Source organism: Agrobacterium sp. GW821-FHT14E08 (genome assembly GCF_058803865.1).
Genome location: NZ_JBXAPJ010000001.1, coordinates 1,250,476 through 1,269,135, shown reverse-complemented (window position 1 = coordinate 1,269,135; position 18,660 = coordinate 1,250,476). Strand labels below are relative to the sequence as shown.

Below are 18,660 nucleotides of genomic sequence, written 5' to 3'. Positions count from 1 at the left end.
GGACGTTCACTTTCAGCCGGCATGCAGGAAGCGGATCGCTTCGTCGCGGCGGTGCAAATAGAGCAGGGTGCGCAGCGCATTGCCGCGCGGGCCTGTCAGTTCGGGGTCGCGTTCGATGACGTAAGCCGCGTCTTTGCGGGCGATTTCCAGAAGATCGGCATGGGCCTCGAGGCTGGCGATGCGGAAGCCCGGCGTGCCGGACTGGCGGGTGCCGAGCAGCTCGCCTTCACCGCGCAGCTTCAAATCCTCCTCGGCAATCAGGAAGCCATCCTCGCTGTCGCGCAGGATGGAAAGCCGGGCGCGACCGTTTTCGCTGAGTGGGCCTTTATAGAGCAGGATGCAGGTGGAGGCCTCGTCGCCGCGCCCTACGCGGCCGCGCAGCTGGTGAAGCTGGGCGAGGCCGAAACGTTCGGCGTGTTCAATGACCATGATCGTCGCATCCGGCACGTCGACGCCCACTTCCACCACGGTCGTCGCCACCAGCAGCCGGGTTTCGCCGTTCTTGAAGGCGAGCATGGCGGCGTCCTTCTCCGGGCCGCTCATTCGTCCATGGATGAGGCCGATATTGGCGCCGAGCATCTGCGAGAGAACCGCGTGGCGCTCCTCCGCCGACATCAGGTCGGATTCTTCCGTCTCCTCCACAAGCGGGCAAATCCAGTAGGCCTTCTTGCCCTCCTTCAACGCGGCGCGCAGTCGCTCGACGATGTCGCCGATCCGTTCGGTGGGGATCGTCACGGTCTGGATGGGTTTGCGGCCGGCCGGTTTTTCGGTGAGCTTGGAGACATCCATGTCCCCGAAAGCGGCCAGAACCAGTGTGCGCGGAATGGGTGTTGCGGTCATGACCAGCATATGCGGCGTGATGCCCTTCGCAGTGAGGCGCAGGCGCTGGTGAACGCCAAAACGGTGCTGTTCGTCGACCACTGCCAGCACGAGGTTCCTGTAACTCACGCTGTCCTGAAACAGCGCATGGGTGCCGATGACGATCTGCGCTTCGCCGGAAGCGACGCGCTCCTCGATCTCCCGGCGCTCCTTGCCCTTGGTGCGGCCGGTCAGCACTTCGACGGTGATGCCCGCTGCCTGAGCGAGTTTGGAGATGGTGGCGTAATGCTGGCGGGCAAGGATTTCGGTCGGGGCCATCAGCACCGCCTGACCGCCGGCCTCCACCGCTGTGGCCATGGCCATCAGCGCCACCAATGTCTTGCCCGCACCGACGTCGCCCTGCAGCAGCCGCAACATGCGGTCTTCGCCGGCCATGTCGGTCAGGATATCTTTCACCGCAGCGCTCTGGCTTGCCGTCAGCGAGAAGGGCAGTTGCGACAGGATTTTCGCGGCGACGTCACCCTTGGCGCGGATCGGCTGGCCTGCCACCTTGCGCAGCCGCTGGCGCACCAGCGCCAGTGAGAGCTGACCGGCGAGGAATTCGTCATAGGCAAGCCGCCTGCGCGACGGGGCCTGCGGCTCGATATCGGCGCTGTCGCGCGGGTCGTGCAATTCGCGGAAGCTTGAGGCGACATCGCCGAAGCCCTGCCTCGTCTTCAGTGTCTCGTCGATCCATTCGGGAAAGACCGGCAGCTTTGAAAGCCCGCCTTCGATTGCCTTGCGCAGCACCTTGGCAGACAGCCCGGCGGTCATGGGATAAACGGCTTCCACCAAAGGCAGGTTTTCCGCCTCTGATAGCTTCACCATGAAATCCGGATGCACCATGGAAGCGCGGCCGTTGAACCAGTCCACCTTGCCGCTGACGAGAACCTCCTCATCCACAGGCAGGGCCTTGGACAGCCAGTCGCCCTTGGCGCGGAAGAAGGTCAGCGCCAGTTCGCCGGTCTCGTCATGCAGGAAGACTCGATAGGGCGCATTACGGTTTCCCGGCGGTGGCGGCTGGTGGCGGTCGACACGTCCCTGAATGGTGACAATGGCGCCGGGGCTGGCCAGCGCAATGCCGGGACGGTTGCGGCGGTCGATGACGTTGGATGGCGCGTGGAACAGAAGATCGATCACGCGCGTGTCGTCGGCGCTTTCCCGGCTCAAAAGCTTGGCCAGAAGATCGGCAAGCTTCGGCCCCACACCGGCGAGGGTGGAGACGGAGGCAAACAGCGGATCGAGAATGGCCGGGCGCATGGGCAGCAAAATCGGGGAAGGGGGCGGCTTATGCAAGACTTCGCTGGCCACAAAGGCGGGTTATCACCGGCAGATTTTCACCGCCGTGGCATTATTTCGATAAAAACCGGTTCCCAAGCGTTCGCCTCCTGTTCTATAGGAGGTCGCAGTCAACATCCTGTTGAATAGCCAACCGAAAGGTGAATGCGATGACTGGACTGGTGCGCACGAGTGCCGACCTCGATCCGAGACGCCGGCGGATTCTTTACCGCTGCTGGCACCGGGGCATTCGCGAGATGGATCTGGTGCTCGGGCAATTCGCGGAAGACAATATTGCCGGGCTTTCCGATGAGCAGCTCGACGAGCTTGAGATCATCATGGCGGAAGAGGATAACGACCTCGTCAAGATGGTGACCGGCGCCCTTGCCATACCGGAAAAATTCCAGACCCCGCTGTTCGAGAAGATCGCCTCCTACCGTCCCGATTTCGATCTCGTCACCGCCGAAACCCTGAAAGCCTGAGAATATGATAGCCGGATTCGATGCAAAGCTGGTGTCGTCGGCCGATACGCCGCTGACCATCGGAAACGTGCCTTCCGGCATGGAAGCCCTTTTGCTTGCCGATATGGCGCGGGCCGGCACGTCGGTCGCCTATGTGATGTCGGATGGCCAGCGGGTTGCCGATCTCGAACAGATCCTCGGTTTCGTCGCGCCTGACATTCCAGTGATGACGCTGCCCGCCTGGGACTGCCTTCCCTATGACCGCGTGTCACCGAGCGCCGACACTTCGGCGCGCCGGCTGGCGGCGCTTTCCGGTCTCATCAGTCACGCCAAGAAGCCACATCCGGCCATCGTGCTGGTCACCGTCAACGCCATGCTGCAGAAGATGGCGCCGCGCGACATTATCGAAAGCCTCGGCTTTTCGGCGCGCCCCGGCAACCAGATCCGCATGGAGGAGATTGCCGCGCGGCTGGAGCGCAACGGTTTCGACCGGGTGGCGACGGTGCGCGAAGTGGGCGAATTCGCCGTGCGCGGCGGCATTCTCGATGTGTTCGTTCCGGGCACGGAAGAGCCGGTGCGGCTTGATTTCTTCGGCGATACGCTGGAAAGCATCCGCACCTTCGATCCGGCCAGCCAGCGCACCATCGGCCAGGCGCGCTCGCTTGATCTGAACCCGATGAGCGAAGTGACGCTGACGCCGGATACGATCAGCCGTTTCCGCAAGAATTACCTGTCGCTGTTCGGTGCTGCAACGCGTGACGATGCGCTTTATCAGGCCGTTTCCGAAGGCCGCCGTTATGCCGGCATGGAGCACTGGCTGCCGCTGTTTTACGAGCAGCTGGAGACCGCTTTCGATTATCTGAAGGATTTCCGCATCGTCACCGATCACACGGCGCGGGAGGCGGCGAAAGAACGCTCGAAGCTGGTGCTCGATTATTACGATGCGCGCCGCAGCTCCGGCGAAACCAAGGGCTCGACGCAGGGCGCGCCCTATAAGCCTGTTTCGCCCGGCCAGCTTTATCTCGACGGCAAGAGCTTCGATGCCGCGCTCGCCGCCGTTAACGCCGTGCGTCTGACCCCTTTCAACGAACAGGACAGCGAAGGTCGCCCGGTCGCGACGCTCGACGCCCATGTCGGGCCGCGCTGGGCGCGTCCGCCAACCGAAGGCGAGAGCGAAGAGCGGGTCAATGTTTTCGATCTGGCGGTAAAGCACATTGCCGAGCGCCGCGCCAAGGGCTGGAAGGTGCTGATAACAGGCTGGTCGGAAGGTTCGCTTGACCGGCTGTTGCAGGTGCTGAACGAGCACGGGCTTGAGAAGATCAAGCCGGTCACCTCGCTGAAAGAGGTGGAGAAGCTCGGCAAGGGCGAGGCGGCCTCGGCGGTTCTCAGCCTTGAGGCGGGTTTCGAAACCGGAACGCTGGCGGTTATCGGCGAGCAGGATATTCTCGGCGACCGCATGGTGCGCCGCTCCAAGCGCCGCAAGCGCGGCGCGGATTTCATCTCAGAGGTGGCGGGGCTGGATGAGGGCTCGCTTGTCGTCCATGCCGAACATGGTATCGGCCGCTTCGTCGGCCTGCGGACCATCGAGGCGGCGGGTGCGCCGCGCGCGTGTCTGGAACTGCATTATGCCGACGATGCCAAGCTGTTCCTGCCCGTTGAAAACATCGATCTTCTGTCCCGTTACGGTTCGGATGCGGCGGAAGCGCAGCTGGACAAGCTCGGCGGCGGCGCATGGCAGATGCGCAAGGCCAAGCTCAAGAAACGCCTGCTGGACATGGCAGACGAGCTTATTCGCATTGCGGCTGCGCGCCTGGTGCGCCATGCGCCGGTGCTGACGGCCCCTGACGGGCTTTACGACGAATTCGCCGCCCGTTTCCCCTATGACGAGACGGAAGACCAGCTGAACGCGATTGAGTCCATCCGCGAGGATCTGGGGGCCGGCCGGCCGATGGATCGCCTGATCTGCGGCGATGTCGGTTTCGGCAAGACCGAGGTGGCGTTGCGCGCCGCGTTCCTTGCCGCCATGAACGGCGTGCAGGTGGCTGTGGTGGTGCCGACCACGCTGCTTTCCCGCCAACATTTCCGCACCTTCTCGGAACGTTTCCGTGGGTTGCCTATCCGGGTGCAGCAGGCTTCGCGCCTTGTCGGCTCCAAGGAACTGACGCTGACGAAAAAGGAAGTGGCTGATGGCAAGACGGATATCGTCGTCGGCACCCATGCGCTGCTCGGCGCGGGCATCAGCTTCGCCAATCTCGGCCTGCTGATCATCGACGAAGAGCAGCATTTCGGTGTGAAGCACAAGGAGCGGCTGAAGGAGCTGAAGAGCGATGTGCATGTGCTGACGCTCTCTGCGACGCCTATTCCGCGCACCTTGCAGCTTGCCATGACGGGCGTGCGCGAGTTGTCGCTCATCACCACGCCGCCGGTGGACCGCATGGCGGTGCGTACCTTCATTTCGCCGTTTGATCCGCTCGTCATTCGCGAGACGCTGATGCGCGAGCATTATCGCGGCGGCCAGAGTTTTTACGTCTGCCCGCGCCTTGCCGATCTCGCCGATATTCACGCCTTCCTGCAATCGGACGTGCCGGAACTGAAGGTGGCGGTGGCGCATGGGCAGATGCCGGCAGGCGAACTTGAAGACATCATGAACGCCTTCTACGACGGCAAATATGATGTGCTGCTGTCGACCACCATTGTCGAATCCGGCCTCGACGTGCCGACCGCCAATACGCTGATCGTGCATCGCGCCGATATGTTCGGTCTGGCCCAGCTTTACCAGCTGCGCGGCCGTGTCGGACGTTCCAAGGTGCGCGCCTTCGCGCTCTTCACCCTGCCGGTCAACAAGGTGCTGACGACGATGGCGGAGCGGCGGCTGAAGGTGCTGCAATCGCTCGATACGCTGGGCGCCGGCTTCCAGCTGGCCAGCCACGACCTCGATATTCGCGGTGCGGGCAATCTGCTCGGCGAGGAACAGTCCGGCCATATCAAGGAAGTCGGCTTCGAGCTTTACCAGCAGATGCTGGAAGAGGCGGTGGCCGAAGTGAAGGGCGACGAGCAGGTGCAGGATAGCGGCTGGTCGCCGCAAATCTCGGTCGGCACCTCTGTCATGATCCCGGAGGATTATGTTCCCGATCTGCATCTGCGCATGGGTCTTTACCGCCGTCTCGGTGAGCTTGCGGATATCAGCGAGATCGATGGTTTCGGTGCGGAAATGATCGACCGTTTCGGCCCGCTGCCGAAAGAGGTGCAGCATCTCCTCAAGATCGTTTACATCAAGTCGCTCTGCCGCACCGCCAATGTCGAGAAGGTGGATGCCGGGCCGAAGGGCGTGGTCGTGCAGTTCCGTAACAAGGAATTCCCCAATCCGGCAGCGCTTGTCGCCTATATCGGCAAGCAGGGCACGATGGCGAAGATCCGCCCCGATCACAGCCTGTTCCTGACCCGCGACCTGCCGACGCCGGAAAAGCGGCTGGCGGGTGCGGCGATGGTCATGACGCAGCTGGCAGAGCTGGCGCGGTCCTAAAACTTCGGGAGGTCGTCGACCCAAAGCAGGCCGAGGCGCGTGGGGCTTACCCCCCTTTGTCCTGCCGGACATCTCCCCCTTAAGGGGGGAGATCGGCAAGATGCTCTCCCGCCATTTCATTCTCGAACTCCGAGATGGGCGGGACCTCGCCGCAGGTCGATCTCCCCCCTTGAGGGGAGATGCCCGGCAGGGCAGAGGGGGGTAAAGCCCCACGCTCATCGGTCCGCTATGGATCGGCAACCTCCCCAAAGCTAACACCCCAAGGCTCTGCAAACATTACCGGTATGTAATGAAACGGACATGCGCCGGTAGCTTCAACGGGCGTAGTCTTGTTCCCATCTCCTGCATTGCGCCCAATATGATGCGCGAGTGGGAAGACGAAGGAGCAAGACAATGTGGACCAGGATGAACAGGTTCGTCTCCGCAGGTCTGGTTGCTTTGACAATTGCGGGCACCACAATTGCCACCACCAACCAGGCGGAAGCACGCAACCACTTTGGACACGGGCATGGCGGCGGCGGCATTGCCGCAGGTATCGCCGGGGCGATTATCGGCGGCGCCATCATCGCCGGGGCGCGGCATTGCTATGGCGGCCCCTATTATGGAGATCCCTTTTACGGTCCGCCGGCTTACGGCCCTCCGGTGATCTATCAGCCGGCCTATCCGCGCTGTCACGTCGTCTGGCGGCAGAATGGCTGGGGCGACATGTATCGGGCCAGGGTTTGCGACTAGGTCGTGAAATCCGACAGGCGCAATGACCCGCGCGACGCGGAAAGCGAGAGGCAGCTTCCGACCTTTGGCCGGTAGCCGACGACGCTCTGTTCAATGTCAGTGTCTCCCTCGCCACTGGGCTGGCGTCACGCCTTCCCAGCTTCGAAACGCCCGATAGAACGAGCCGGTGTCCTGGAAGCCGAGCAGGAAGGCTATCTCCTCAATTCCATTGCGTTTGTCTGAAAGCAGGTCGCGGCCGAGTTCCTGCCGCGCCTGCTCAATCAGCGCTCGATAATTCGATCCCTGTTCCGTGATACGACGCTGCAGGGTTCTTTCGCTCATGCCGAGTTCGCGCGCCACCTCGGAAATCTCCGGCTTGCCGCTTGCGATGCGGCGTTTGATCAGAATCTTGACCTGCTCCGGCAGCGAGGATTGCGCCTCGATCTCGCCAAGGGAGGCCGCAAGCGCGGGCTCCAGTATAGCCAGCAGTTCGGGATTATGCCCGGCGAAGGGAAGATCGAGATCGTCGCATTTCAGCACCATGGCATTCTGCGGACAGCCGGTGCGGATGGGTGCGTTGAAATAACTCCGATGGACGTCGGAAACAGGTCCACCGCGAATCATCTCCACCCGAACCGGGGTGACGTGTCTGCCTGTGCCCCGCCGCCCCAGTTCGAGAAGGGCGGCGAAAGTGACGTCGGCCGCAGCATCCGGCTCGGCCTCGTCAGTGTGCAACCATCTTACGGCGATCCGGGCCTCTCCGCCGCTTTCCGTTACCGAAAGCTCTTCTGGGGTGCACAGTCGCTTGAAGCGGGCAAGCCGGTGCAGCCCGTCGCGATAGTCGCGGGCGAAGAAGGCTGACATGGTGGCGGGTGGATGCATCGCCGTGTCTGTCTCGACCGTCATCCGCAGGCCGATGGCCGAATCCTGCGACAGGGCCTCGACCGCCCGCCACAGGTCGAAATATTGCGCCGTGGTCAACCATGCATCCGGGGCGATGTGCAGCGTTGCGGGAAGCTTCGCCTGCCGCAGCAGGGCCGGAGCGGGCAGCCCCATACGCTCCGCCGCCCGCCAGAAAGCCTGGGGCAGCCTGCACCTGTCGCTCAAATCCCTGCTCATGATCCGACCTCCGGCCTTCTTTCTACATCTGGCTTCTGATCAGCCTGTCGAAGGCCCGGTCGCCGAACCATTTGCGCACGCCGATCATCAGCCGGGCGTATTTGCCGGCCGCATAACGTGTCTTCGGGCGGGTGGACCTGACCGCCTTGCTCACCACGTCGGCAATGACCTCGGGATCGGTGCCCATACCCTTACCGTAGCTTCGGTCCATGGAAGCCGCAACGCTCTGCGCCATCTTCGCATAAGGGCCGTTTGCCGAGCGTTCGAGGAGACCCTGCGCTGCGGCCGTGCCGAAACCGGTCTCGATCAGGCCCGGTTCGATCACCACGACGCGGATGCCGAATGGCTCGGCTTCCAGCCGCAGACTGTCCGACCAGCCTTCCAGCGCGTGTTTGGTCGCGTGATACCAGGCACCCAGAACGGTGTAGATCTTGCCGCCCATCGAGGTGATGTTGACGATCATGCCTTTGCCCCTTGCGCGCATGGCCGGCATAAGGAGCTGTGTCAGACGGGCGGTGCCGAAGACGTTGACCTCGAACTGGTAGCGCGCCTCGTCGAGCGGAATTTCCTCGACCGGGCCGTAGAGCCCGTAGCCGGCGTTGTTCACCAGCACGTCGACGCCACCGGATCGTGCGGTAATCGCGGCGACAGCGGCGACAATGTCTTCGTCGCTTGAGATGTCCATGCGCAGCGCAATCGCGCCAAGCTTTTCCAGGTCCGTCATCCTGTCGATGCTGCGCGCGGCGACATAGACGAGATAGCCATCGGCGATCAGGCGTTTGGCGATGCTTTTGCCCATGCCGGATGATGCGCCGGTAACGAGGGCGGTCGGTTGGGTTCGTATGTTCATGTCGGCACCTCTTGCTCTTGGAGAGTGCCAACATAGGTCGCGCATCGTGCCATCGCAGTGGCGGAACGCGCCATATTTATGGTGCAAGCCGCCAGGTCTCGCCTTTCAACCTTAGGAGGGGCAACCTTATGAGGGATTTTCCGGCGTGATGCCGACGGCCACGTTCTGGTCGGTGGCAGCGATCGAAGCGGGCAGCGGCACCTTTCTCTGCTTCTCGCGGATCAGCGTCAACAGGCCGGAGCCGACGATGAGGGCGATGCCGACGAGCATCCATCCGTCGATGCGGTCGCCGAAAATCAGGTAACCGAACAGGATAGCCCAGAGCATCTGGCTATATTGCGTCGGACCGATCATGGCGGCGGGCGCATATTGGGCGGCATACATGACCAGTACGTTGCCAAGCGCGCCGAGCAGGCCATATCCCGCCAGCAACAGCCATTGCTCGCCGGCTGGCATGACAAAAGTCGGCACCATGGCGATGCCGCTTATGGTGAGACAGCCGAGCACACCGGCACCATAAAGCGAGACATTCTTTTCCGACGGTCCCATGGCGCGGAAGATGACGATGCTGAGTGCACCGCTGAAGCCGCCGATGATGGCGCCGAGATGGCCGATGCCCAGTTCGCGGAAGCCCGGCCGCAGGATGACCAGCACGCCGAGGAAACCGATGATGACGGCCGACCAGCGCTTGATACCCACCTGTTCCTTCAGGAACACCACCGACATGATGGTGACGAAGGAAGGGAGCAGGAAGATCAGCGCGAAGGCTTCCGCCATGGAAAGATGGGTGAAAGCGGTCACGCTACCGACTGCGCCGGTGCCGGCGGCAAAAAAGCGGATGATCCACAAGGGGCGGTTCGTCGTTCTGACGATATCCATCCAGCGGTCGTTGCGTTTGCGGATGAAGGGCAGGGCGGCAAAGCCGAAAAGGGCGCCGAAGAAGGCCGATTCGATCGGCGAAATCTGGCCTTCTATGAGTTTAACGCTTGCATCGCTCCATGCGTAGGCAGCGAAGGCGGCAAAGGCAAGCAGAATGCCTTTCAGGGTCTGGTCGGACACGGGAAAACACCGGCGGAGAATCGAGTTGCTGAAAAACCGAAGGTGTTTGACCGTCAGTTCATCGACTTATGCTCGTCCGCCTTGATTTTTGCAATATCCCGCAGTGCAGCAATCAAGACGTCAGGCGTTTGCGCACCGCTGATGGCGTATTTCTGGTCCAGAATGAAAAAAGGCACGCCGGCGACGCCCATTTGCTGCGCCGCATCAATTTCGGCAACGACCGTATCCCTGTCCGCCTCCGAGGCGAGAAGCCGTGCCACCACCTTGGCGTCCATACCCGCCTTTTCGGCGATATCGGTCAGCACGGCGTGATCGCCGATATTGCGGCCTTCCTCGAAATTCGCCTTGAACAGGGCGGTGACGACCTTCTCCTGAACGTCGCGGCCTTCGGAATGGGCCCACAACGACAGGCGGTGCGCATCGAGCGTGTTCGGCCCGATCTTGATCGCATCGAAATCATAGTGGATGCCGACTTCCTTGCCGAGCTGCACCAGCGTGACATGCGCCTGCTCCAGACGCTCCTTGCCGAGCTTTTCCTCAAGCGCGGCCTTCTGGTCGACGCCCTCAGGCGGATAATCCGGATTGAGGCGATAGGGACGCCAGTTCACGTCGACGCTGATTTCGTCCTGCACCTCGGCAATGGCAAGATCGAGCCTGGCCTTGCCGAGATAACACCAGGGGCAGACCATATCCGATACGACGTCGATAACGATGCGTTCCATGGTTTTATCTTCCGTTGCTTGGACCGGGCAGGGGCGGTTATTGCGCCCGCGCATCCCACCAGGTCTGTTTCTGATTGCCTGATATCGGGGTCATATCCGGGCGGTCGATATATTTCCAGCGCGCGATCCATTGGGCGCCGATGTAATAGAGCGGAATGACGTAGTGGCCGGCAACCAGCAGACGGTCGTAGCCGCGCACCGCCGCCTGAAAATCTTCCGTCGAGCGGGCCTGTAACAGGGCTTCGATCATCCGGTCTATGTCGGGACTGGCAGCCCCCGCATAGTTGAAGCTGCCCTGCGCGTCTCGTGACAGCGAACTCCAGCGGTTGAGCTGCTCTGCCCCGGGCGAGAGCGAGGAGGGCAGGGAGCGGATGATCATGTCGTAATCGAAGCTGTTCGAGCGGGCCTGATATTGGCCGTCATCGACCGAACGAATGCCCATGGCGACGCCGATCAGATTGAGCGAGCGCTGATAGGCGAGCGCGATGCGCTCCTGCGCCGGGTTCTGTGTCATGATCTCGAAGGCAAGCTGGCGGCCATTGGCGTCGGACATTTTGCCGTTCTTGATGCTGTATCCGGCCTCTTTCAGCTTTTCGACGGCCAGTTTCAGTACCTTGCGGTCGGCGCCGGTGCCGTCCGTGGTCGGCATGGCATAGGTTCCAGCCAGCAGTTCCGGCGGCATGATTTTCGCCGCGTCGCCCAGCAGCGCAAGCTCGCGCTCATCGGCGGCATTACCGAAGGCGCCGAGTGGCGAATTCTGCCAGTAGCTCTGCGTGCGCTTGAAGGCGCCGCCGAGGATGTTTCTGTTCATCCATTCGAAATCGAGCGCGTAGGACAGGCCTTCACGCACCTTTTCGTCGGCAAAGACGGCGCGGCGGGTGTTGAACACCAGGCCGAACATGCCTGATGGCAGGCGCGGCTGGAAAACATCCTTGACGATATCGCCACGATGCACGGCCGGGAAATTGTAAGCCTGCCCCCAATGCGAAGTGTCTGAGGTGCCGTTGATGGCGTCGCCTTCGGGGTAAATGTCGATATCGCCCTTCTTGAAGGCCTCGAACATGGTGGTGACCTGCAGGAAATAGGTGACGCTGATCTCGTCGTAATTCTCGAAGCCGACCTTGCTCGGAATATCCTTGCCCCAATAATCCGGGTTCCGCTCCCAGGTGATTCGTTCGCCCGGACGCAGCGTCTTGATTCGGTATGGACCCGAGCCCACGACCGGGCCGAGGCCCGCCTGCTCGAATTTTTCCGGATCGATCGCATGTTTCGGCAAAATCGGGGTGGAGGAGGCGAGAATGAGCGGCGTTTCGCGGTTTGCCTTCTCATTGAAGGTGAAGCGGACGCTGTGGTCGCCGATTTTTTCCAGCTTCGCTACGCCGTCGAGACGGCTGTTGAAGGGGGGGCGGCCTTTTTCCTTCAGGAGATTGAAGGTGAAAATCACGTCGTCAGGCGTGACCGGCTCGCCATCCGACCATTTTGCCTTGGGATTGATGTTGAACTGGATGAAGCTGCGCTCTTCGTCCCACTCCGCCGTTTCAGCCAGCAGGCCATAAAGGCTGAAGGGTTCGTCGCTGGAGCGCTGCATCAGCGGTTCGTAGAGCAGATTGCCGAATTCCGGGTCCCACACGCCGCGCGCGGTGGTGCGCATTCCCTTGAGAACGAAGGGGTTGAGGCTATCGAAGGTGCCGACGACGCCATAGGAGATACGGCCGCCTTTCTTCACGTCCGGATTGACGTAAGGGAAGTGCCGGAAGTCTGCCGGCAGGGCCGGTGTGCCGTGCATGGAAATGCCGTGAAGCGGCTGCGCCTGGGCGCTCCCGGCGGAAAGCAGGGATGAACCCAAAAGAAACAATGCGGGGATGAGGGCCGCAAGGTCGCGCATCTTATTATCCTGTCTCAACTGTCCGTCCGATTTGTCATGATGATCGGTTTATCGTCATGATTGGTTTTTTCGTTATGATTCTGGCAAATATGTAGCACAGGCCCATGGCCGGACCCATGCGCGGGCGGGAAATCTTGGCCCAGCTCAAGAAAAAGTTAAAGAAGTGCTGGATATCGCCGCGATCGGCATGTAACAGGGTGGCCGGAAGAGACGGGTCACGCATTTGCCTCATTTAAACGACAGTTGAACGGGCAGAAGGATACCGCCATCGGCGAGCAGGACCTTAGCGGTTCTGTTCTGGCAGACATTCAGGAGACGGAACTCTTATGATGCAAAAGGCAAACACATTCACCCGGACGGCTCTGTCCGCTCTGGTCCTCTCTCTCGGCGCAATGTCCGCTCCGGCCATCTCGCAGGCGCAGGATGCTGCTCCCGCCGCTCAGGGCGCAGGCGCTCCTCCGCTTGGCTGGTTCAAGACCTGCTCCAAGCAGGAAGACAACGATGTCTGCGTCGTGCAGAACGTGGTTCTTGCCCAGAACGGCCAGATGATCACCGCTGTCGGCCTCATCACCGTTGAAGGCAAGGTCAACCGCAAGCTGCTGCAGGTTTCCGTTCCGACCGCGCGCCTCATCCCTCCGGGCGTGATGATGCAGATCGACGGCGGCAAGGGCCAGAAGCTAGATTACGCCGTTTGCCTTCCCGACAAGTGCACGGCTGAAGTGCCGCTGACGGACGCCATGATCGCGTCGCTGAAGAAGGGTAGCGAGGTGGTCTTCACCTCCATCAACTTCCGCCGCGCGCCGAACCCCATCAAGATTGCACTTTCCGGCTTCACGGGCGCTTATGACGGCGCTCCGATCAGCCAGTCGCAGCTTGCCGAAAGCCAGCGCAGTCTGCAGGAAGGCATGCAGAAGAAGGCTGAAGAAGCCCGCAAGAAGCTGGAAGCCGCACAGGACGCCGCCAAGGGCGCGCCGAAGCCCTGATTGCAGCGTAAGCTCCAAAAACAGGAAAACCGGTCTGGCGACAGACCGGTTTTTTTATGTTCGGGGATTGGGGAGGCTCGCTGTCGGAACTGCGTTTAATGCGCAGTCGACATTTTCGGGCGCCATTCGCCGTTCGGCGCCTTGTCGAAGATGCGGCCGATATTGGGATTTCTCAGCGGCGTCTCGTTTTCGTCGTGGACGAGGTTCTGTTCGGAAACATAGGCGACATATTCCGTCTCCTCGTTTTCGGCCAGAAGATGATAGAAGGGCTGGTCGCGATCCGGCCTGATTTCCGCGGGGATGGCGTTCCACCATTCCTCCGTATTGGCATATTCCGGATCCACGTCGATGACCACACCGCGGAACGGAAACACCTTGTGGCGGACGATCTCGCCAAGCGTGAATTTTGCGTCTCTTTGTTTCATGGCATGAACTTCCTTTCCCACTAATAGTTGGGGGCGGAATGCGGAATATCAAGGGCTAGGGGTTCTCCCGTCCCTATCCGCCATCTGCCGTTCAGGCCCTGCGGCCGATCGGTGCCGTGGCGATGACGACGCCGCCGGTGACCAGCACGATGCCAATGGCGTGATAGGTCTCGAAGGTCTCGCCAAGGAAAAGCGTGGCCATCAGGATCGAGACGGGAGGCATCATGTAGAGCGTGATACCCGCCGTGGCGGGGCCAAAAACGCGCACCGTATGGGTAAAGCAATAAAAGGCGAGCAGCGAAGCGAACAGGATGATGCCGCCGATCTTCGCCCAGGCCATTGGTGTGGCCGGCAACAATCCGCCCTGCGCCAGTTCCAGCGCGGCCGGCGGCAGAAGGACCAGCGCGCCGGAGAGCGCGATCAGGCCGAAGAGGCTGAAGGAGGCCATCTGCCGTGCCGCCGGGTCGCGCAGCAGCAGCGAATAGACCGCAAAGGCAATCGCCGCCGTCAATATGGCGAAATCGCCGATGTTGAAATTCAAGTGCCAGAGAGCCGACATATCGCCCTTGAGCACGATGGCTGCCACGCCCGCAAAGGCGATGATCATTCCCGCGACTTCGAGCTTTCTGATGGGGCGGCCCTGGAAGACGCGCTGGAACAGGATGATGAACAGCGACGACGTCGTATAGATCAGGGTGCCGTTGGCGGCCGTCGTCATGGTGAGGCCCCAATAGACCACACCGCCGCAGATGCCCATGCCGAGGATGCCGAGGACAAGCCAGAGCAGCGTTTTATGGCGCACAAAGGCGAGGCAGTTTCGCCAGTCGGCGATCATGAAGGGCGCGATGATAAGGGTCGATCCAATCCAGCGAATGAAGGCGGCGATGAAGGGTGAGACCTCACCAACGACGCCACGACCGAAAATGACATTGCTGGAGAAAAAGAACGGCACAGCCAGAAAGATGAGCCAGTCCGTAAGGCGGTTTTGCTGAGAGGCTGGCTTGTTCGACATTCTTCGCGATATGGCTGGGCTTCAAAAGAAAACGGCGGCCTCCTGGGAAGCCGCCGGAATGAAAGGGACGCTCCGAAGAGCGTCCCGAATGCCGATCAGGCCGAGTAGTACATGTCGAATTCGACCGGATGCGGGGTCATTTCGAAACGCATGACTTCCTGCATCTTCAGCTCGATGAACGAGTCGATCTGGTCGTCGTCGAACACGCCGCCTGCGGTCAGGAACTTGCGGTCCTTGTCGAGGCTTTCCAGCGCTTCGCGCAGCGAGCCGCAAACGGTCGGGATCTTCTTCAGTTCCTTGGCAGGAAGGTCGTAAAGGTCCTTGTCCATCGGCTTGCCGGGGTGGATCTTGTTCTTGATGCCGTCGAGGCCGGCCATCAGCATGGCCGCAAAACCGAGATAGGGGTTCTGGGTCGGGTCCGGGAAGCGGACTTCGACGCGCTTTGCCTTCGGGTTGGAGCCGAAGGGGATACGGCAGGATGCGGAGCGGTTGCGCGCCGAATAGGCGAGCAGAACCGGCGCTTCATAACCCGGCACCAGACGCTTGTAGGAGTTGGTGGTGGGGTTGGTGAAGGCGTTGATGGCCTTGGCGTGCTTGATGATGCCGCCGATGTAGTAGAGGCAGTTTTCGGAAAGGCCAGCATATTCGTCGCCCGCGAAGGTCGGCTTGCCACCCTTCCAGATCGACTGGTGCACGTGCATGCCCGAGCCGTTGTCGCCGAAGATCGGCTTCGGCATGAAGGTTGCCGTCTTGCCATAGGCATTGGCGACCTGGTGGACGACGTACTTGTAGATCTGCATCTTGTCGGCGCTGGAAACCAGCGTGTCGAATTTCACGCCCAGCTCGTGCTGTGCGGCAGCCACTTCGTGGTGGTGCTTTTCAACGACCACGCCCATTTCCGACAGAACCGTCAGCATTTCGGAGCGCATGTCCTGCAGGCTGTCGATCGGCGGAACCGGGAAATAGCCGCCCTTGACGCGCGGACGGTGGCCGAGGTTGCCGGTCTCGTAATCCGTGTCGTCGTTGGACGGCAGTTCGGAACTGTCGAGCTTGAAGCCGGTGTTGTAAGGGTCGGCCTTGTACTTCACGTCGTCGAAGACGAAGAATTCCGGCTCGGGGCCGACAAAAACGGTGTCGCCGATACCGGATGCCTTGAGATAGGCTTCTGCCTTCTTGGCAGTGCCGCGCGGGTCGCGGTTATAGGCTTCGCCCGAGACCGGGTCGAGAATGTCGCAAAGGATGACCAGGGTGGACTGGGCGAAGAACGGGTCGGTATGGGCGGTTGCCGGATCGGGCATCAGCACCATGTCGGACTCGTTGATGGCTTTCCAGCCGGCGATCGAGGAGCCGTCGAACATGACGCCATCGGCGAACATGTCTTCATCGACGCACACCACATCCATGGTGACGTGCTGCAGCTTGCCCTTGGGGTCGGTAAAGCGCAGGTCCACGAACTTGATGTCGTTATCCTTGATCTGCTTCAAGATATCGTTTGCGGTCGTCATTTAAACGTTTTCCTTGAGTGTGGTGGTGACGAGGTGAAAACCCAAGCCTCCCCGGCTTAGGACCTGGTTCTAATTATATGGCGTCCACGCCTGTTTCACCGGTACGGATGCGGATGACTTCCTCGATATTGGAAACGAAAATCTTTCCGTCGCCGATACGTCCGGTCTGTGCCGCATTGCGGATCGCCTCGATGACGGCTTCCGCATTCTCATCCGCCAATACGACTTCGACTTTCACTTTCGGCAAAAAGTCCACGACGTACTCCGCTCCGCGGTAAAGTTCCGTGTGGCCTTTCTGACGACCAAAGCCTTTTGCTTCCGTGACCGTGATTCCCTGAAGTCCGACTTCCTGAAGGGCTTCCTTCACTTCATCGAGCTTGAAAGGCTTAATGATCGCTTCGATCTTTTTCATGAGAAAATATCTCTCCGCTTCTCCCGTTAAAGCAGGTTATTCCCGCTCTGCCACAAGAATGCACGTATTGTGCCAGATCGGAAGCGGGCTTGAAGAAAAAACTTCGCTCCCCCGGCCTTCCGGCACAAAAAGCATTCGCTTTTTGCGGTTTTCCGGCCAATTTCTCGCCAAAACCCGAAAATTCCATCACCAATTCTACGGATTTGTATTATTTTAGCGATATTGAATATTTTGAAGAGCGATGCCAGCGCCAAGTTTCATTGGTTATATTTTATGCATTTGACTATTATTTGGTCGTGACGATCTGCTTATTTTTGTATCGATTGCCTTTCCGACGTTTTGCGGGAATGATCGCGCCATGAAATCCCCGTCGCACCTCTTCCTGATCGACCCTGTTGTCATGGCCCGCATCGATGCGGCGGCCGGTCAATCCGGCATTCCCCTTTACGATTTGATGGAGCGGGCGGGGCAGGCGGTCGCCGCCTCGGCCCTTCGTCATCACCCGCAGGCGCTGCGTTTCGTGGTGCTCTGCGGCGGTGGCAACAATGGCGGCGATGGTTATGTGGCGGCGCGTGTACTCTTGCAAAGCGGTGCGGCGGTTGCCGTTCATCACCTTGGCGATGTCGGAGCACTCAAGGGCGATGCGCGAACGGCTTTCGAGCGAAGCGGGATCACACCACTGCCGCTTGGCGACTATGTGCCGCTCGACGGTGACGTGGTGATCGATGCAGTTTTTGGGGCCGGATTGTCCCGCGATATTCCCCAGGAACTGTTCGGTGTGATCGCAGCGGTGAAAAAGGCTGGCGTTCCTGTACTTGCCATCGATCTGCCTTCCGGCCTTTGCGGCCGCCGGGGCGTGCATCTGGGCGGGTCATTCAAAGCGGAGCGCACGGTGACGTTCATGGCGCGCAAGCCCGGCCATCTGCTTCTGCCCGGCCGAGAATTATGCGGGGCGCTGGAGGTTTTCGATATCGGCATTCCCTCCCGCATCCTTGCTGCCCATGCGGGATCGGTGGCGGAAAATGATCCGCTGATCTGGCGGGATGCCTTGCCGCATGCCGATATGGAGACCCATAAATTCCGGCGCGGGCACCTGACCGTCTTTTCCGGCCCGCCGCATGCGACCGGGGCAAGCCGGATGACGGCGCTTTCGGCGCTGAAGGCGGGGGCTGGCATCGTCACGATCGCCGCCCCCAGAGAAGCGCTCGACGTGCTTTCGGTGACGCTGACGGCGGTGATGAGTGCCGGTCTGAATGATGCCGAGGATCTAGGGCACTGGCTGGACGATAAACGCCATGGCGCATTCGTTCTCGGCCCCGGTTTCGGCGATCTTGAAAAGGCGCGGCAGTTCGTGTCCCTACTTGGCGACAAGGCCGTGGTTCTGGATGCAGATGCGATCACCGCTTTCAGGGATCGCCCGGAGACCCTGTTCGAGCGCGTCACATCCGGCACGGGAAAATTCGTGCTGACGCCGCATGAGGGAGAATTTGCGCGGCTGTTTCCCGATCTTGTTGAGGATGCCGGATTGAGCAAGATCGAGAGGGCGCAGGCCGCCTCGGCGCGCAGCGGCGCGGTGCTGGTCTATAAGGGCGCGGATACGGTGATTGCCGCGCCGGACGGCCGGGCGCTGGTCAACACGAATGCGCCTGCGAGCCTTGCGACGGCCGGATCAGGTGATGTGCTTGCCGGCATCATCGGCGCGCTGCTGGCGCAGGGAGCCCCCGCCTTCGAAGCGGCTGCGGCCGGTGTCTGGCTGCATGGGGAGGCGGGCAAGAGGGCAGGGGCCGGCATGACGGCGGAGGATTTGTCCCATGCGGTTCGGCCGTTTGGGTGAGTTAGCCTGATTGTGTTCGCTGT

General features: G+C 61.0%; 16 protein-coding genes. 6 read left to right on the top strand and 10 right to left on the bottom strand.

Translation table 11 applies throughout. From position 1 onward, the window contains the following. Positions 1-12: 12 nt before the first annotated feature. The gene (gene recG, locus AC1ROR_RS06215) at positions 13-2,118 is read right to left on the bottom strand and encodes an ATP-dependent DNA helicase RecG (protein WP_498588890.1); all 2,106 of its coding nucleotides are present in this window, start codon (positions 2,116-2,118) and stop codon (positions 13-15) included. A 188-nt stretch (positions 2,119-2,306) separates the two neighbouring features. Between recG and AC1ROR_RS06210 the strand changes: the two genes are divergently transcribed. The 3 genes from AC1ROR_RS06210 (at position 2,307) to AC1ROR_RS06200 (ending at position 6,852) form a co-directional block, all read left to right on the top strand. Further along, on the top strand, positions 2,307-2,618 hold the full coding sequence (locus AC1ROR_RS06210; RefSeq protein WP_498588889.1) for an FAD assembly factor SdhE: 312 nt from the start codon (positions 2,307-2,309) through the stop codon (positions 2,616-2,618). Between the two features lie 4 nt (positions 2,619-2,622). Further along, positions 2,623-6,120: a transcription-repair coupling factor gene (mfd, locus tag AC1ROR_RS06205; RefSeq protein WP_498588888.1), complete on the top strand. Its 3,498-nt coding sequence runs from the start codon at positions 2,623-2,625 to the stop codon at positions 6,118-6,120. Positions 6,121-6,513: 393 nt separating this feature from the next. Beyond that, a complete protein-coding gene (locus AC1ROR_RS06200; protein WP_498588887.1) occupies positions 6,514-6,852 on the top strand; it encodes a hypothetical protein in 339 nt (112 codons plus the stop codon). Positions 6,853-6,948: 96 nt separating this feature from the next. Here AC1ROR_RS06200 and AC1ROR_RS06195 read toward each other — a convergent pair whose 3' ends face one another. The 5 genes from AC1ROR_RS06195 to AC1ROR_RS06175 all read right to left on the bottom strand — a co-directional run bounded on the left by AC1ROR_RS06195 (position 6,949) and on the right by AC1ROR_RS06175 (position 12,466). Then, positions 6,949-7,887, bottom strand: a complete 939-nt coding sequence (locus tag AC1ROR_RS06195; RefSeq protein ID WP_498589181.1) for an AraC family transcriptional regulator — start codon at positions 7,885-7,887, stop codon at positions 6,949-6,951. Positions 7,888-7,972: 85 nt separating this feature from the next. Further along, positions 7,973-8,800 (bottom strand): oxidoreductase, encoded by an 828-nt coding sequence (locus tag AC1ROR_RS06190; RefSeq protein ID WP_498588886.1) that lies wholly within the window; start codon positions 8,798-8,800, stop codon positions 7,973-7,975. Positions 8,801-8,926: 126 nt separating this feature from the next. After that, entirely contained in the window at positions 8,927-9,859 is a 933-nt protein-coding gene (locus AC1ROR_RS06185; RefSeq protein ID WP_498588885.1) for a DMT family transporter, read from the bottom strand. A 53-nt stretch (positions 9,860-9,912) separates the two neighbouring features. After that, the gene (locus tag AC1ROR_RS06180; RefSeq protein WP_498588884.1) at positions 9,913-10,581 is read right to left on the bottom strand and encodes a DsbA family oxidoreductase; all 669 of its coding nucleotides are present in this window, start codon (positions 10,579-10,581) and stop codon (positions 9,913-9,915) included. A 37-nt stretch (positions 10,582-10,618) separates the two neighbouring features. Continuing rightward, positions 10,619-12,466 (bottom strand): extracellular solute-binding protein, encoded by a 1,848-nt coding sequence (locus tag AC1ROR_RS06175; protein WP_498588883.1) that lies wholly within the window; start codon positions 12,464-12,466, stop codon positions 10,619-10,621. A gap of 326 nt (positions 12,467-12,792) precedes the next feature. Here AC1ROR_RS06175 and AC1ROR_RS06170 point away from each other — a divergent pair, with 326 nt between their 5' ends. Further along, positions 12,793-13,449: an invasion associated locus B family protein gene (locus tag AC1ROR_RS06170; RefSeq protein WP_035222980.1), complete on the top strand. Its 657-nt coding sequence runs from the start codon at positions 12,793-12,795 to the stop codon at positions 13,447-13,449. Between the two features lie 95 nt (positions 13,450-13,544). Here the strand turns inward: AC1ROR_RS06170 and hspQ are convergent, their stop codons facing one another. The 4 genes from hspQ to AC1ROR_RS06150 form a co-directional block, all read right to left on the bottom strand. After that, entirely contained in the window at positions 13,545-13,874 is a 330-nt protein-coding gene (gene hspQ, locus AC1ROR_RS06165) for a heat shock protein HspQ (RefSeq protein WP_003508038.1), read from the bottom strand. A gap of 91 nt (positions 13,875-13,965) precedes the next feature. Then, entirely contained in the window at positions 13,966-14,886 is a 921-nt protein-coding gene (locus AC1ROR_RS06160; RefSeq protein WP_035222982.1) for a DMT family transporter, read from the bottom strand. Positions 14,887-14,981: 95 nt separating this feature from the next. Next, a complete protein-coding gene (gene glnA, locus AC1ROR_RS06155; protein ID WP_003495537.1) occupies positions 14,982-16,391 on the bottom strand; it encodes a type I glutamate--ammonia ligase in 1,410 nt (469 codons plus the stop codon). Positions 16,392-16,464: 73 nt separating this feature from the next. Further along, on the bottom strand, positions 16,465-16,803 hold the full coding sequence (locus AC1ROR_RS06150) for a P-II family nitrogen regulator (RefSeq protein WP_003508042.1): 339 nt from the start codon (positions 16,801-16,803) through the stop codon (positions 16,465-16,467). An 89-nt stretch (positions 16,804-16,892) separates the two neighbouring features. Between AC1ROR_RS06150 and AC1ROR_RS06145 the strand changes: the two genes are divergently transcribed. Both AC1ROR_RS06145 and AC1ROR_RS06140 read left to right on the top strand, forming a co-directional pair. After that, positions 16,893-17,165 (top strand): hypothetical protein, encoded by a 273-nt coding sequence (locus AC1ROR_RS06145; protein WP_498588882.1) that lies wholly within the window; start codon positions 16,893-16,895, stop codon positions 17,163-17,165. Continuing rightward, positions 17,162-18,637, top strand: a complete 1,476-nt coding sequence (locus AC1ROR_RS06140) for an NAD(P)H-hydrate dehydratase (RefSeq protein WP_498588881.1) — start codon at positions 17,162-17,164, stop codon at positions 18,635-18,637. Before AC1ROR_RS06145 ends, AC1ROR_RS06140 begins: the two co-directional genes overlap by 4 nt. Positions 18,638-18,660 lie beyond the last annotated feature (23 nt).